The following is a 14,844-nucleotide window of genomic DNA, read 5'->3' as shown; positions in this document are numbered from 1 at the left end:
CGCGAGCATCTGTGGCCAAGTTTTTAAGGGCGCACGGTGGATGCCTTGGCACCAGGAACCGATGAAGGACGTGGGAGGCCACGATAGTCCCCGGGGAGCCGTCAACCAGGCTTTGATCCGGGGGTTTCCGAATGGGGAAACCCGGCAGTCGTCATGGGCTGTCACCCACTGCTGAACACATAGGCAGTGTGGAGGGAACGAGGGGAAGTGAAACATCTCAGTACCCTCAGGAAGAGAAAACAACCGTGATTCCGGGAGTAGTGGCGAGCGAAACCGGATGAGGCCAAACCGTATGCGTGTGATACCCGGCAGGGGTTGCGCATGCGGGGTTGCGGGAGTTCTCTTGACCAGTCTGCCGACTGGTCGGCGAGTCAGAAACCGTATGGATAGGCGAAGGACATGCGAAAGGTCCGGCGTAGAGGGTAAGACCCCCGTAGCTGAAATTCATGCGGCTTGCTTGAGAATTTCCCAAGTAGCACGGGGCCCGAGAAATCCCGTGTGAATCTGGCGGGACCACCCGCTAAGCCTAAATATTCCCTGGTGACCGATAGCGGATAGTACCGTGAGGGAATGGTGAAAAGTACCGCGGGAGCGGAGTGAAATAGTACCTGAAACCGTGTGCCTACAAGCCGTGGGAGCGTCGCTGTATGTGCTTGCACATGCAGTCGTGACTGCGTGCCTTTTGAAGAATGAGCCTGCGAGTTTGCGGTGTGTTGCGAGGTTAACCCGTGTGGGGAAGCCGTAGCGAAAGCGAGTCCGAATAGGGCGATTCAGTAGCGCGCTCAAGACCCGAAGCGGAGTGATCTAGCCATGGGCAGGTTGAAGCGGAGGTAAGACTTCGTGGAGGACCGAACCCACCAGGGTTGAAAACCTGGGGGATGACCTGTGGTTAGGGGTGAAAGGCCAATCAAACTCCGTGATAGCTGGTTCTCCCCGAAATGCATTTAGGTGCAGCGTCGTGTGTTTCTTGCCGGAGGTAGAGCACTGGATAGGCGATGGGCCCTACCGGGTTACTGACCTTAGCCAAACTCCGAATGCCGGTAAGTGAGAGCACGGCAGTGAGACTGTGGGGGATAAGCTCCATGGTCGAGAGGGAAACAGCCCAGAGCATCGACTAAGGCCCCTAAGCGTACGCTAAGTGGGAAAGGATGTGGAGTCGCAGAGACAACCAGGAGGTTGGCTTAGAAGCAGCCACCCTTGAAAGAGTGCGTAATAGCTCACTGGTCAAGTGATTCCGCGCCGACAATGTAGCGGGGCTCAAGCGTACCGCCGAAGTCGTGTCATTGCAGCGTATAGCCCCAACGGGTGCTGTGATGGGTAGGGGAGCGTCGTGTGCCGGGTGAAGCAGCCGCGGAAGCGAGTTGTGGACGGTTCACGAGTGAGAATGCAGGCATGAGTAGCGATACACACGTGAGAAACGTGTGCGCCGATTGACTAAGGGTTCCTGGGTCAAGCTGATCTGCCCAGGGTAAGTCGGGACCTAAGGCGAGGCCGACAGGCGTAGTCGATGGACAACCGGTTGATATTCCGGTACCCGCTTTGAAACGCCCAATATCGAGCCCATTAATGCTAAGGCCGTGAAGCCGCCGGCTGAGTCTTCGGACGAGGTCGGAGTGGTGGAGCCGCTGACCCAAGGTGGTAGTAGGTAAGCGATGGGGTGACGCAGGAAGGTAGTCCAGCCCGGGCGGTGGTTGTCCCGGGGTAAGGGTGTAGGCCGTGTGATAGGCAAATCCGTCACACATTAAGGCTGAGACCTGATGCCGAGCCGATTGTGGTGAAGTGGATGATCCTATGCTGTCGAGAAAAGCCTCTAGCGAGTTTCATGGCGGCCCGTACCCTAAACCGACTCAGGTGGTCAGGTAGAGAATACCGAGGCGTTCGGGTGAACTATGGTTAAGGAACTCGGCAAAATGCCCCCGTAACTTCGGGAGAAGGGGGGCCATTCTTGGTGATCCGATTTACTCGGTGAGCTGGGGGTGGCCGCAGAGACCAGCGAGAAGCGACTGTTTACTAAAAACACAGGTCCGTGCGAAGCCGTAAGGCGATGTATACGGACTGACGCCTGCCCGGTGCTGGAACGTTAAGGGGACCGGTTAGCTTGGATTCGTCCAGGCGAAGCTGAGAACTTAAGCGCCAGTAAACGGCGGTGGTAACTATAACCATCCTAAGGTAGCGAAATTCCTTGTCGGGTAAGTTCCGACCTGCACGAATGGCGTAACGACTTCTCGACTGTCTCAACCATAGGCCCGGTGAAATTGCACTACGAGTAAAGATGCTCGTTTCGCGCAGCAGGACGGAAAGACCCCGGGACCTTTACTACAGTTTGATATTGGTGTTCGGTTCGGCTTGTGTAGGATAGGTGGGAGACTGTGAACTCTGGACGCCAGTTCAGGGGGAGTCGTCGTTGAAATACCACTCTGGTCGTGCTGGATGTCTAACCTGGGTCCGTGATCCGGATCAGGGACAGTGTCTGATGGGTAGTTTAACTGGGGCGGTTGCCTCCCAAAGGGTAACGGAGGCGCCCAAAGGTTCCCTCAGCCTGGTTGGCAATCAGGTGTTGAGTGTAAGTGCACAAGGGAGCTTGACTGTGAGACCGACGGGTCGAGCAGGGACGAAAGTCGGGACTAGTGATCCGGCGGTGGCTTGTGGAAGCGCCGTCGCTCAACGGATAAAAGGTACCCCGGGGATAACAGGCTGATCTTCCCCAAGAGTCCATATCGACGGGATGGTTTGGCACCTCGATGTCGGCTCGTCGCATCCTGGGGCTGGAGTCGGTCCCAAGGGTTGGGCTGTTCGCCCATTAAAGCGGTACGCGAGCTGGGTTTAGAACGTCGTGAGACAGTTCGGTCCCTATCCGCTGTGCGCGTAGGAGTCTTGAGAAGGGCTGTCCCTAGTACGAGAGGACCGGGACGGACGAACCTCTGGTGTGCCAGTTGTCCTGCCAAGGGCATGGCTGGTTGGCTACGTTCGGAAAGGATAACCGCTGAAAGCATCTAAGCGGGAAGCCTGCTTCGAGATGAGGACTCCCACCTCCTTGAGAGGGTAAGGCTCCCAGTAGACGACTGGGTTGATAGGCCGGATATGGAAGCCAGGTAACTGGTGGAGTTGACCGGTACTAATAGGCCGAGGGCTTGTCCTCAGTTGCTCGCGTCCACTGTGTTAGTTCTGAAGTAACGAACTCGCCTTTGACGGCTGGTAGTTCGACATCTTCATAGTGTTTCGGTGGTCATAGCGTTAGGGAAACGCCCGGTTACATTCCGAACCCGGAAGCTAAGCCTTTCAGCGCCGATGGTACTGCAGGGGGGACCCTGTGGGAGAGTAGGACGCCGCCGAACAATCATTGTGGGGAAGCCCCGGAACACTGTTCCGGGGCTTTTCTGCGTTCACGGCCCGATGCGGGCCGCGGCGATCCGGTCCAGGGCGGTCGATAGGGTCGGACACATGCGCTATGACCTCGTCATCTTCGACAACGACGGTGTGCTCGTCGACAGCGAGCCGATCGCCAATGTCATCCTCGCCGGCTATCTCACCGAGCTGGGGCACCCCACGTCCTACGAGGACTCCCTGCGCGACTACATGGGCTCCGCCGTGCACCGGGTGCACGATCTGGTGCGGGAGCGGACGGGGCAGGCGCTGCCGGCGGACTTCGACGCCACGCTCCACGCCCGTACCTTCGAGGCGTTCGAGCGGGAACTGAGCGCCGTCGAGGGCGTGGAGGACGTGCTGGGGGCGCTGCGGGCCGACGGGATCCCGTACTGCGTGGCCTCCTCCGGGAGCCATGAGCGCATCAGGGTCGGCCACCGCAGGACCGGCCTGGACCGGTGGTTCGACGACTCCGTCGTCTTCAGCGCGCAGGACGTGGGCCGGGGCAAGCCGGATCCCGACCTGTTCCTGTACGCCGCCCGGCAGATGGGGGTGGCACCCGAGCGCTGTGTCGTCGTCGAGGACAGCCGGCTCGGGGTCGCCGCCGCCCTGGCCGCGGGCATGGACGTGTACGGCTTCACCGCCATGACGACCGCCGGTGACCTCACGGGTGCCAAGGGCTGCTTCGCCGACATGAAGGAGCTTCTCGCACTGCTCGTGTGATCCGTCTACCGCCCGGTAGGCCGCGGGCCTACGCTGTGCGGCCATGACAGACGCGCGGCTGCGTCAGGGGCGGGTCTCCCTGGCGTTCAGCTTCTTCTCGCAGGGCGTGGCGTTCGCCCTGCTGGTGACCCGGATACCGGCCGTGCAGGACCGGTACGGGATATCCGACGCCCTGCTTCCCCTCTTCCTCGCCGCCGTGCCCGTCCTGGCCGGTGCCGGCAGCGTGCTGACCGGGCACATGGTGCGGCGGCTCCCGCCGGGCGCGGTGCTGCGCTGGTCCCAGCCGGTGGTCCTGCTCTCGCTGCTCGGTGTGGCCGGCGGGCGCGAGGTGTGGCACGTGGCCGTCGCGCTGGGCGTGTTCGGGCTCGCGGTCGGAGCGCTGGACGCCTCCATGAACATGCTGGGCGTCAGTCTGCAGCGGGCCTACGGCCGGAGCATCATGCTCGGCTTCCACGCCGCCTACAGCCTCGGCGGGATCGCCGGCGCCTCCCTGGCCTGGGTCGGCGCCCATGAGGACCTGGCCCTCCTCACCTCGTACCTGCCGCCCGTCCTGGTGCTCGTGCCGGCGGCACTGGTCGCGAGCCGCTGGTACACGACCGGCACCGACGGCGCGGACACCGGCCCGCAGGACGCCGGCCCCGGCGCGGCCGCCGGCTCCGGAGTGCCGTTCGCCCTGCTGATGCCGCTGTGTCTGGTGATGACCTTCGCGTACATCGGGGACTCGACCGTCTCCAACTGGAGCGCCAAGTATCTGGAGGACGTGCTCGGCAGCTCGGAGGAGCTGGCGACCGTGCCGTACAACGCGTACATGGTCACCACGCTGATCGGGCGGACCGTCGGGGACCTGGGGGTGCGGCGGTTCGGCGCGGTGGCGGTGGTCCGGTGCGGGACGCTGCTGGCGGCCGCCGGCTTCGCCGTGGTGGCCGTGGCGCCCGGGCCCTGGGCGGGCATGGTGGGCTTCACCCTGCTCGGGCTGGGGCTCTGCGTGATCGTGCCGCAGACGTTCGCCGCGGCGGGCCGGCTCGCCCCCGGGCGGAGCGACGCGGCCGTGGCGCGGCTGAACGTCTTCAACTACGTGGGCTTCCTGGTCGGCTCGCCCCTGGTGGGCGCGCTCGGCGACGCCTGGAGCTACCGCGGGGCGATGCTGGTGCCGATGGTGCTGGTGCTGGCGACGCTCGTGTACGCCCGGTCGTTCGGATCGGACGACGCCCGATACGGTGGCGGTCATGAGCGGCCGCGGGTTGTTGATGTGGGACGAGGCGGTAACGAAGTATGACTTCGGGGACAGCCATCCGATGGATCCGGTGCGGCTCGCACTGACCATGGGGCTGGTGCGGGCGTACGGGCTCGACCGGGCGATGGACGTGGTGTCGGCGAAGTCGGCGGGTGACTCCACTCTCCGGCTCGTGCACCGGGCCGACTACGTCGCCGCGGTCCGCGCGGCGTCGGCGGACCCGCACGGCGCCGACCAGGCGTACGGGCTCGGCACCGTCGACGACCCGGCGTTCGCCGGTATGCACGAGGCGTCCGCGCTGATCGCCGGGCAGTCGGTGGGCGCGGCGGAGGCCGTGTGGCGCGGTGAGGCCGGGCACGCGGTGAACTTCGCGGGTGGGCTCCACCACGCGATGCCGGGTGCCGCGTCCGGGTTCTGCGTCTACAACGACGCCTCGCTGGCCATCGCCCGGCTGCTGGAACTGGGCGCCGAGCGGGTCGCGTACGTGGACGTGGACGTCCACCACGGCGACGGCGTGCAGGCCGCGTTCTGGGACGACCCGAGGGTGCTGACGATCTCCCTGCACGAGCATCCGCGCACGCTGTTCCCGCAGACCGGCTGGCCGGAGGAGACCGGCGGCAAGGGCGCGGGCGAGGGCTCGGCCGTCAATCTGGCGCTGCCCGCGGGGACCGGCGACGAGGGGTGGCTGCGCGCGTTCCACGCCGTGGTCCCCGAACTGCTCGCGGACTTCCGGCCGCAGGTGCTCGTCACCCAGCACGGCGCGGACACCCACTTCGAGGACCCGCTGGCGCATCTGGCGGTCTCGCTCGACGCCCAGCGCGCGATCCAGGAGGCGTGTCACGACCTCGCCCACTCCTGCGCGGACGGGAAGTGGATCGCGCTCGGCGGCGGCGGTTACGAGATCGTGGACGTGGTGCCCCGGTCCTGGACGCACCTGGTCGGGATCGCCGCGCACCAGCCGGTGGACCCGGGGTCGGTGATCCCGTCGTCCTGGCGGGACGAGGTGTACGCGCGGACCCGGCGGCTGGCGCCCGGGCGGATGACCGACGGCCGGTGGCCGGTGCGCTGGAAGGGCTGGGACGAGGGCTACGACCCGGGCGACCGGCTCGACCAGGCGATCCTGGCGACCCGCCGGGCGGTGTTCCCGCTGCGCGGTCTGCTGGCCTGATCCCGTCGGCCGCGACGCCCCGTGGGCCGCGTTCACCTCCGTCGGGCGCGACGCCCCGGAGGGCTGAGGACCTAGGCCGCTCCCGGGGGCCGCAGCCGGACAGGCAGCGGCCTCATTACGCCAACTGTGCGGGTTTTCCGGGGTTCTCGCCAAGCGGACCGGCCACTGCGCCAGCATCTGAGGGGTGTTGAGCACCACTGCGCTGCGGGCGCATCTGCTGGCCGCACGGCTGGCCGGGGACGTGGCGACCTCGCGGGAGACGAGCCTGCGCAGCTATCGCGCGTTCGCCGCCGGCGATCCGCGGGTGACCATCGGGCTCGACCCGGTGTCCCGGTGGAGCGAGCGCCGGCTGATCGCGCTGATGGCGGCCAAGTGCGGGGTGTCGGCGGACCCGGCCTGTGTGCGCGGGGACGACGTGATCGACCCCGAGCTGACGCTGCGGGCCCTGTCCGCGTTCGCCGGACGGCTGGGGGACGCGGTGCGCCGGCGGGCCCCGGTGCTGTTCGGTACGGGGCATCCGCACCGGTTGCTGGGGTTCTACGCCGGTCTCGCAGACGCGGTGTCGGCGGCGGGATGTCCTGTTCTCACCCCTGCGCAGGGGCGAAGTGTCGACATAACGACCCGGTTCGGCGTACGTACGCTCACCCTCGTCTACGTACGGGGGGTCGCGCTGCTCCGTGAGGGGGCCGGTGCCGGGCCCGGTGCGCACACGCATTCGCCGCTGCCGGTCCGGCTCGCGCTGGAGGCCGCGGCCGAGGGGGAAGGGCCGCTGCCGGAACTGGTCGTCGGCGACCACGGCTGGGTCTGCGGGGCAGGTCAGCTGGGCATCGAGGCCATCGGGCTGGCCGATACGGACGATCCCGCCCTGTTCGTCGGGGAGGCGGAGGGCCGGGTGTCGGTCGCGGTGCCCCTCGACGACGCCGTCCGGGCGGACGACTATCTGCCGCTCACGCGCTATGTGCTCAATCAGGCCCGTCTGTCACAGTAGGAGACCGATTGCAGCTCCTCTTCCCCACTCGCATCACCCGCCCCTAGTCTGGGCAGTGAGCGCACAGCGACGAAGAGTCACCGGAGGGGAAGCCGGTGCGCGTCGGGTGCGGAAGGTACAGGTGGGTCATGACAGCTGGCAACGAAAGGCCTCTCAACGAGGTCAAGTTCCTTACCGTGGCGGAAGTCGCCTCGGTGATGAGGGTGTCGAAGATGACGGTGTACCGCCTGGTGCACAGCGGTCATCTGCCGGCGATCAGGGTGGGGAGGTCCTTCCGGGTGCCGGAGCAAGCGGTGCACGAGTATCTCCGTGAATCCTTCGTGGGGGTGGAATCGGCGTGACGGGGGCCGGTCGGTTGCCCTCGGATTACGTCCCTCACTCGGCGGCAGGTAGGCTAGGCCGACGTAGGTCGTGTGGGCCCAGACGCCCCGCACCGAGTGAAGAGAAGTGAGCGAGGGTAGTCGTGGGCTCTGTTATCAAGAAGCGGCGCAAGCGGATGGCCAAGAAGAAGCACCGCAAGCTGCTCAAGCGCACGCGCGTTCAGCGTCGCAACAAGAAGTAAGCGGCAGCTGTCCGTCTCTCGGCCCTCCCACCGTCCCGGTGGGAGGGCCGAGGTGCGTCCGGGGGGAATTCCCGCCCGGGCACGTCCGGAGGGGCTTCGTGAGGGCCCTGGGAGTGCCCTGGAGGCAGGGCAGGGGCGTGAAATGAAAGGTCCTGGCAAAAGTGCGCCGTGCGGTCATCACAGCGCAACACCGACGCGCTACGGTGACGCAAGGACCTAGGGGAAGGCGCTGATCTTGGGCAAGGTCGTGCTCGTCACCGGTGTGGCCCGGCAGCTCGGCGGCCGTCTCGTGCGCCGCATCGGGCGCGATCCCGAGGTGGACCGGGTGATCGCGGTCGACGCGCAGACGCCCGGACACCAACTGGGCGGCGCCGAGTTCGTCCGTGCCGACATCCGCCAGCCGGCCATCGCCCGCGTCCTCGCCGAGCACGCCGTGGACACCGTGGTGCACCTCGACGTCACCGGCACACCGCTGGGCGCCGGGGGCCGGACGTCGGTGAAGGAGACCAACGTCATCGGCACCATGCAGCTTCTCGGTGCCTGCCAGAAGTCGCCGACCGTCCGGCGGCTGGTGATCAAGTCCAGCACGAGTGTGTACGGCTCCGCGCCCCGCGACCCCGCCGTGTTCCTGGAGACGACCCCGCCCAAGTCGCTGCCGAGCGGCGGCTTCGCCAAGGACGCGGTGGAGGTCGAGGGATATGTGCGCGGCTTCGCCCGGCGCCGTCCGGACGTGGCCGTGTGCGTACTGCGGTTCGCGAACATCCTGGGGCCGTGCGCGGATTCGCCGCTCGCGGAGTTCTTCTCGCTGCCGGTGATGCCGACGGTCTTCGGCTACGACCCCCGGCTCCAGTTCGTCCACGAGGACGATGTGATCGACGTGCTGCGGATCGCGCTCCACGAGCCGCGCCGGGGCACGCTGAACAGCGGCACCTTCAACATCGCCGGCGACGGGGTGCTCACCCTGTCGCAGTGCTCGCGGCGGCTGGGGCGGCCCACCGTCCCGGTGCTGCTGCCGGCCGTGACCTGGATCGGCTCGGCGCTGCGGACGGTCGGGATGACGGACTTCTCGCCCGAGCAGATCCGGCTGCTCACCCACGGCAGGGTGGTCAGCACCGTACAGATGCGCGAGACACTGGGTTTCACCCCGCGGTACACGACGGCGGAGACGTTCACGGACTTCGCCCGCAGCAAGGGCCCGGGGCTGCTGCCGCCCGAGGCCCTGGTGCGGGCGGTCGACCAGGTGGCGGCGGCCCTGCCCGCCGGGCACGGCGCGCGGGCGCCGCGCGGCACCGGATGAGCGGCGGCGCACGGCGCCCGACAGGCGCGGACAGGCCCGGGGACGCCCGGGGAACGGCCGGACAAGGAGCACAGCCGACGATGGCGGACGCCAAGGTCATTCCGTTCGACGACGACCGTTCGCGCGGCGGCGCGCAGCGCCCGGCGCGGCGGCGCCCCGCCGGGACGGGCCGCCACAAGCCCGACCAGGCCGCGGCCGGGGAGCCGGCGGCGGCCGAGCGGCCCGCCTCGGCACGGCTGCCCCGGGGGCGCGCTGCGGGGGCCCGGGAGAACGTGGTCAGCGCGCTGCCCGAGCAGCCGGGGGAGTCGCCCGGTGCGCCGGGGGACGGCGCGTCCGGCGAGGAGGCGCCCGCGGCGGCGGGCGGGAGCTGGGAGCGGCGGGTCGCGGGCGGTCTGGCGTTTCTGCGCAAGCGGCTGACCGGCGACTACGAGGTCGACGAGTTCGGCTTCGACGAGGAGCTCACCGACCAGGTCCTGATGTCGCTGCTCCGGCCGCTGTACGAGAACTACTTCCGCGTCGAGGTGAAGGGGATCGAGAACATCCCGTCCGACGGCGGGGCGCTGGTGGTGGCCAACCACTCAGGGACGCTGCCGCTGGACGGACTGATGCTCCAGGTGGCCGTCCACGACAACCACCCGGCGGGGCGCCATCTGCGGCTGCTCGCCGCCGATCTGGTGTTCATGCTGCCGGTGGTCAACGAACTGGCCCGCAAGGCGGGGCACACGCTGGCGTGCGCGGAGGACGCGGAGCGGCTGCTCACGCGGGGCGAGGTCGTCGGGGTGATGCCGGAGGGGTTCAAGGGCATCGGGAAGCCGTTCTCCGACCGCTACAAGCTGCAGCGCTTCGGCCGGGGCGGCTTCGTGTCGACGGCGATGCGGGTGGGGGCGCCGATCGTGCCCTGTTCGATCGTCGGGGCCGAGGAGATCTACCCGATGATCGGCAACGCCAAGACGCTGGCGCGGGTGCTGGGCATCCCGTACTTCCCGATCACGCCGACCTTCCCGTGGCTGGGCCCGCTGGGCGCGGTGCCGCTGCCGACGAAGTGGACGATCCAGTTCGGGGAGCCGATCGCGACGGACGGGTATCCGCCGGAGGCGGCGGAGGACCCGATGCTGATGTTCAACCTGACCGACCAGGTGCGCGAGCAGATCCAGCACACGCTGTACAAGCTGCTGGTGCAGCGGCGCTCGGTCTTCTTCTGACCTCGGAGCTCTCCCGGCCGCCGGCTTCCCGCGGCTTGTCCCGGCTTCTTCCGGCTTGTTCCGGGACAGCGGAAGGGGGCTTCCACCGGTCCGGTGGAAGCCCCCTTCTCCTGCCGTGCGGCGGGGCGGGGCTGGTGGCCCGCCCGTCACTCGTCCTCGGCGTCGAAGCCGAGGCCGGGGAGGATGCCCGGCAGCAGCGGCGGGATCGTCACGTCGGGGACGGGGTCCTGCGACTGCTTGCCGGACGGGGACGGCGTGGTCTGCTGCGGCGGCGGGTCGAGCAGACCGCCGGTGTTCCCGCCGAGCAGACCGTCGTCGGCGGGGGCGGAGCTGGACCCGGACGGGCGGGGTGCCGTGTCCTGGCCCGGCCGGCCGCTCTCCTGCCCGGGCGCGGAGGGTGCCGCGCTGCCGGGCTCGGCGGCACCGCCGGACCCCTCGCCCGTGCCCGGGGTCCGGGATCCGGGGGCGTCGCCCTGCGGGGTGGGCGGCAGCAGGGACTGGAGCGGCCCGACCTCCTCGTCTATGGCGTCGAAGGCCGAGCTCACGTCGGCGCCGACGTCGGCGAGCTGGACGGGGAGCCGGTCGCGCAGGCCGTTCCAGGTGTCGCGGTGGGAGCGGGAGAAGGAGTCGAGCGTGGCGATCGGGCCGAGGGAGCCGTCGCGGGCGTAGGCGGCGCTCAGCAGCCGGTGGCCCTCGCCGACGTCGTGCCGCATGCCGGTGAGCACCCGGCGGATCTCGCTCAGCGACTCGTGGTCCAGACTGCCCGCGCGGTCGCGCTCCATCAGGCGGCGGGCCTCGCTCAGCCGGGTGGAGGCCTGGTCGAGGTAGAGCTCGCCGCGGTCGGAGTCGCCGTCCGCGAGGACCAGCCGGAAGTCCTCCATGCCGCGCTTGAGCCCGTACAGCGAGTCACCCGGGAGGGCGTCGCCACTGGCAGCGGCCACTCCGCTGAACGCGCCCGCGGCCACGCCCACGGTCAGTCCGCCGGCCGCAAGCCCCTTCGACCACCGGGAACGCGGCCGCAACTTCCGGAGCGGGGAGGCCCGATGGGCGCCGCGGCCGTGGGTCCGCTGCTCGGGCACGGTAGGGCCCGTGGACGCGCCTGTGCCGGCGGCGCCCTCGATGAGCATCGCTTCCATGGCGGCCACGAGCTGTGCGCGCTGGACCACCTTGACCTCGGGGTCCATCTGCGGTTTCGGCAGTTCGCCGAGACCGTGTGCCAGGCTGAGCAGCCGCTCCTGCCCGGTCTCCTCGACCGGGGCCTCGGGCTGTTCGGCCGCCTGGTCTTCCAAGGCCTGGGCGAAGGCGCTCGCCCGCCGGTGTGCCGAAACGTTCGCGATCACTGGCGGCACCTCCTCTCGTCATGACGGTCGACTCCCCTGGGGGGCTGGAGGGTTGCACGCCTTGAGCACATCCACACGAACGAGTGAGTGGCTGCGGGCATGGCGCGTCCAGAGGGAGCCTGCATCCCGCACAACGAGCGGCGCGGCACTTGGGTTACGCGCGAAAGATGATCGGACCAGTGCGTCATCGAGGCGTCACCGAGGGTGAGTTGGGTCGGGGGTGGGTGCGGGGTGTGGGGTCCCCTGTGGGGGTGGCGCGGACCGGGGCCCGCGGGGGAGGGGCGGAAGGTCAGCGGGCGTCGTCCGGCAGCAGCCGGGCGAGGGTGCGGACGGCCCGGTACTGGAGGGTCTTGATCGCCCCCTCGTTCTTGCCCATGGCGCGGGCGGTCTCCGCGACGGACAGGCCCTGGAGGAAGCGGAGGGTCACGCACTCCTGCTGCTGCGGGTTGAGCTTGCGCACGGCTTCGAGCAGGGCGGCGTTGGACAGGGACTCCAGGACGGAGTCCTCCGGGCTGCGCTCGACCTCGTTGGCGTCGAGCATCTCGCCGGTGGTCACCTCCAGGCGGAAGCGGCTCGACTTGAAGTGGTCGGCGACCAGGTTGCGGGCGATCGTCACCAGCCAGGCGCCGAAGTCGCGGCCCTGCCAGGTGAACGTGGAGATCCGGCGCAGGGCGCGCAGGAACGTCTCGCTGGTCAGGTCCTCCGCCGTCGCCTTCCCGCCGACGCGGTAGTAGATGTAGCGGTAGACGGTGTCGCTGTACTGGTCGTACAGCCTGCCGAACGCCTCGGCCTCGCCCGCCTGGGCGCGCTCGACGAGGTCCATCATGCGGGCGCTGTCGCTGTCGGCGGTGGGGCGGCGGGCGGTGGTCGAGGTGCCGGCGGCCCGGGCGCCCCGCCGGGCGACGGTGCGGGCCTCGCCCGCGCGGCGCCCGTCGGCGACGGCGGTGCGGGCCGGGCCCGACTCGATGCCGTCCGCCAGGGCGTAGCAGGGGGCGACCGGTCCGCCGGCGGCGAGAGCGGGTGCGGCGAATGCGGGGACGGCGTACGCGGCGGGGACGAGGCCGCGCAAGTGGTCGATGACCGCTGCGCGCAGCGTAGCCAGGCCCGAGGCGTCAACCCCGACGTGTGGGTACACGGGACTCCCAGAGGCAGAGCTTTCATCACGTTCAGTGCGGGACCGTTCACCCGTCGTGATGACTGGTGGGGTCCGTCATGCGTCTGAGGAGAATAACGCTTCGTACAGGCAGTGCTACACCCAGTTGCTCAAATCGCCGTTTACGACGGTTCTGTGCCGTCTTGATGACGCATCACGTCGCACATCGTGAGCAGTTGTTGATCGAATTGCGTCGGGATCTGTCTGGGGAGCGCCCGTGGAGCGGTGTTGACGGAGCGTCCCGCCGACGGCCGCGGAGCGTCGCCGGACGGCGGCCCGGGAGCGGGGCCGGGGCAGGGGCGGAGAGCCGGGAGCGGGGCGGGGCCGGGCCGTCAGCGGCGGCGGCGGTGGAGGGCGACGGCGGCGGCGGTGCCGCCGGCCAGCGCGCCGACACCCGCGGCGGCGGGGATGCCGACCTTCGCGGCCTTGCGCCCCGTCCGGTAGTCGCGCAGGCGCCAGTCGCGCGCGCGGGCGTGCTTGCGCAGTTTGGTGTCGGGATTGATCGCGTACGGGTGGCCCACCAGGGACAGCATCGGGATGTCGTTGTGGCTGTCGCTGTACGCGGCGCAGCGCTCCAGGTCGAGCCCCTCGGCGGCGGCCAGGGCGCGCACCGCCTCCGCCTTCGCCGGGCCGTGCAGCGGTTCGCCGACGAGTTTGCCGGTGTACACGCCGTCGACGGACTCGGCGACGGTGCCCAGCGCGCCGGTCAGGCCGAGCCGGCGGGCGATGATCGTGGCCGTCTCGACCGGCGCGGCCGTCACCAGCCAGACCTTCTGGCCCGCGTCCAGGTGCGCCTGGGCCAGTGCCCGGGTGCCCGGCCAGATGCGGTCGGCCATGTACTCGTCGTAGATCTCCTCGCCGATGGTCATCAGTTCGGAGACGCGGTGGCCCTTCACGATCGACAAGGCGCTCTCGCGGGCGTCCTGCATGTGCTCGGGGTCCTCGACGCCGGCCAGCCGGAACCAGGCCTGCTGCCAGGCGAACCGGGCCAGTTCGCTGCGGTGGAAGAACTTGCGCTTGTACAGCCCGCGGCCGAAGTGGAAGATCGCCGCGCCCTGCATCACCGTGTTGTCGAGGTCGAAGAAGGCGGCGGCGTGCACGTCACCGGCGACGGGGAAGACCGGTTCGGCGGGCGGCGCGTGCTCGCCCTCGAGCTCCTGGAGCGCCTCGATGGTCTGCGAGGACTTGCGGGCTGCCTCGGCTGCGGCCTCGCCTGCCAGCACGCTGCGTGCGGTGGCGGAGCGCCTTCGGGGGGTGAGCCATCCCAGTGCGGCCATGTCGTGAGCATAGCCAGTCCGCGTCACCGCTCCCGACCCGGCGGGATGCGGTGACGTGAACAGTCCGGGTCCGCGCCGTTAAACGGGGCCGTCCGGCGCGGCCAGAATGGAGGGCATGAGTCCGCTGCTGCGCCGTACGAAGAAGAAGGCCGACGAGCGTGTCGTCACGCTGATCGGCAAGCCCGGCTGTCATCTGTGCGACGACGCGCGCGAGGTCGTGCGGGTCGTGTGCGCCGAGACCGGGGCGTCGTTCGAGGAGAAGGACATCACCCGGGACGAGGAGCTGCACCGCGCCTACTGGGAGCAGATCCCGGTGGTGCTGGTCGACGGTGAGCAGCACACCTTCTGGCGGGTGGACCCGGCGCGGCTGCGCCGGGCGCTGCGGGAGTGAGGGGGCGGTGAGGGGGCCGGGAATCCAGGGGGCTCCGGGCCCTGTCCGCAGGGCGGGTGCACAGGGCACAGTGGTGTCGCCAAGCGGTCTCGGGGGGCGACGTCGCGAGGAGTGTGTACGCCTTTGTCCCCTTCGAGCCCCGAACG

The 14,844-nt window shown here is 68.9% G+C and carries 12 protein-coding genes and 2 rRNA genes; 11 read left to right on the top strand and 3 right to left on the bottom strand.

The window, feature by feature from the left end; translation table 11 throughout:
• The first annotated feature begins 13 nt into the window (after positions 1-13).
• The 10 genes from JE024_RS15515 to JE024_RS15470 all read left to right on the top strand — a co-directional run bounded on the left by JE024_RS15515 (position 14) and on the right by JE024_RS15470 (position 10,537).
• Positions 14-3,139: ribosomal RNA gene (locus JE024_RS15515) — 23S ribosomal RNA — on the top strand.
• Positions 3,140-3,218: 79 nt separating this feature from the next.
• Positions 3,219-3,335: ribosomal RNA gene (gene rrf, locus JE024_RS15510) — 5S ribosomal RNA — on the top strand.
• A gap of 106 nt (positions 3,336-3,441) precedes the next feature.
• Positions 3,442-4,086, top strand: a complete 645-nt coding sequence (locus JE024_RS15505; RefSeq protein WP_205374151.1) for an HAD family hydrolase — start codon at positions 3,442-3,444, stop codon at positions 4,084-4,086.
• Positions 4,087-4,129: 43 nt separating this feature from the next.
• Positions 4,130-5,362 carry an MFS transporter gene (locus JE024_RS15500; protein WP_205374150.1) on the top strand — a complete coding sequence of 411 codons (1,233 nt, stop codon included), beginning with the start codon at positions 4,130-4,132 and terminating at the stop codon, positions 5,360-5,362.
• Positions 5,313-6,488, top strand: a complete 1,176-nt coding sequence (locus tag JE024_RS15495) for an acetoin utilization protein AcuC (protein WP_205374149.1) — start codon at positions 5,313-5,315, stop codon at positions 6,486-6,488. Before JE024_RS15500 ends, JE024_RS15495 begins: the two co-directional genes overlap by 50 nt.
• Positions 6,489-6,672: 184 nt before the next feature.
• A complete protein-coding gene (locus JE024_RS15490; RefSeq protein WP_205374148.1) occupies positions 6,673-7,476 on the top strand; it encodes a phosphatase in 804 nt (267 codons plus the stop codon).
• A 128-nt stretch (positions 7,477-7,604) separates the two neighbouring features.
• Complete coding sequence (locus JE024_RS15485) at positions 7,605-7,817, top strand: helix-turn-helix domain-containing protein (protein WP_205374147.1); 213 nt, start codon at positions 7,605-7,607, stop codon at positions 7,815-7,817.
• A 122-nt stretch (positions 7,818-7,939) separates the two neighbouring features.
• Positions 7,940-8,038, top strand: a complete 99-nt coding sequence (locus JE024_RS15480; protein ID WP_003948845.1) for a 30S ribosomal protein bS22 — start codon at positions 7,940-7,942, stop codon at positions 8,036-8,038.
• 235 nt (positions 8,039-8,273) lie between these two features.
• Positions 8,274-9,335, top strand: a complete 1,062-nt coding sequence (locus tag JE024_RS15475; RefSeq protein ID WP_205374146.1) for an NAD-dependent epimerase/dehydratase family protein — start codon at positions 8,274-8,276, stop codon at positions 9,333-9,335.
• A gap of 80 nt (positions 9,336-9,415) precedes the next feature.
• Positions 9,416-10,537, top strand: a complete 1,122-nt coding sequence (locus JE024_RS15470) for a lysophospholipid acyltransferase family protein (RefSeq protein WP_205374145.1) — start codon at positions 9,416-9,418, stop codon at positions 10,535-10,537.
• 146 nt (positions 10,538-10,683) lie between these two features.
• On the opposite strand, the gene JE024_RS15465 is transcribed toward JE024_RS15470, so the two are convergent.
• The 3 genes from JE024_RS15465 to JE024_RS15455 all read right to left on the bottom strand — a co-directional run bounded on the left by JE024_RS15465 (position 10,684) and on the right by JE024_RS15455 (position 14,307).
• Positions 10,684-11,877, bottom strand: a complete 1,194-nt coding sequence (locus JE024_RS15465) for a DUF5667 domain-containing protein (RefSeq protein ID WP_205374144.1) — start codon at positions 11,875-11,877, stop codon at positions 10,684-10,686.
• Positions 11,878-12,166: 289 nt separating this feature from the next.
• Positions 12,167-13,012 (bottom strand): ECF subfamily RNA polymerase sigma factor, BldN family, encoded by an 846-nt coding sequence (locus JE024_RS15460; RefSeq protein ID WP_205374143.1) that lies wholly within the window; start codon positions 13,010-13,012, stop codon positions 12,167-12,169.
• A 350-nt stretch (positions 13,013-13,362) separates the two neighbouring features.
• Positions 13,363-14,307, bottom strand: coding sequence for an HAD family hydrolase (locus JE024_RS15455; RefSeq protein WP_205374142.1), 945 nt, complete (start codon positions 14,305-14,307; stop codon positions 13,363-13,365).
• Between the two features lie 115 nt (positions 14,308-14,422).
• Here JE024_RS15455 and JE024_RS15450 point away from each other — a divergent pair, with 115 nt between their 5' ends.
• Positions 14,423-14,698, top strand: a complete 276-nt coding sequence (locus JE024_RS15450) for a glutaredoxin family protein (protein ID WP_205374141.1) — start codon at positions 14,423-14,425, stop codon at positions 14,696-14,698.
• Positions 14,699-14,844 lie beyond the last annotated feature (146 nt).

Origin of the sequence: Streptomyces zhihengii (assembly GCF_016919245.1) — a bacterium.
Classification (GTDB): domain Bacteria; phylum Actinomycetota; class Actinomycetes; order Streptomycetales; family Streptomycetaceae; genus Streptomyces; species Streptomyces zhihengii.
Note: the sequence above shows the minus strand (reverse complement) of the source record. Positions and strands in the feature narration are given on the sequence as shown.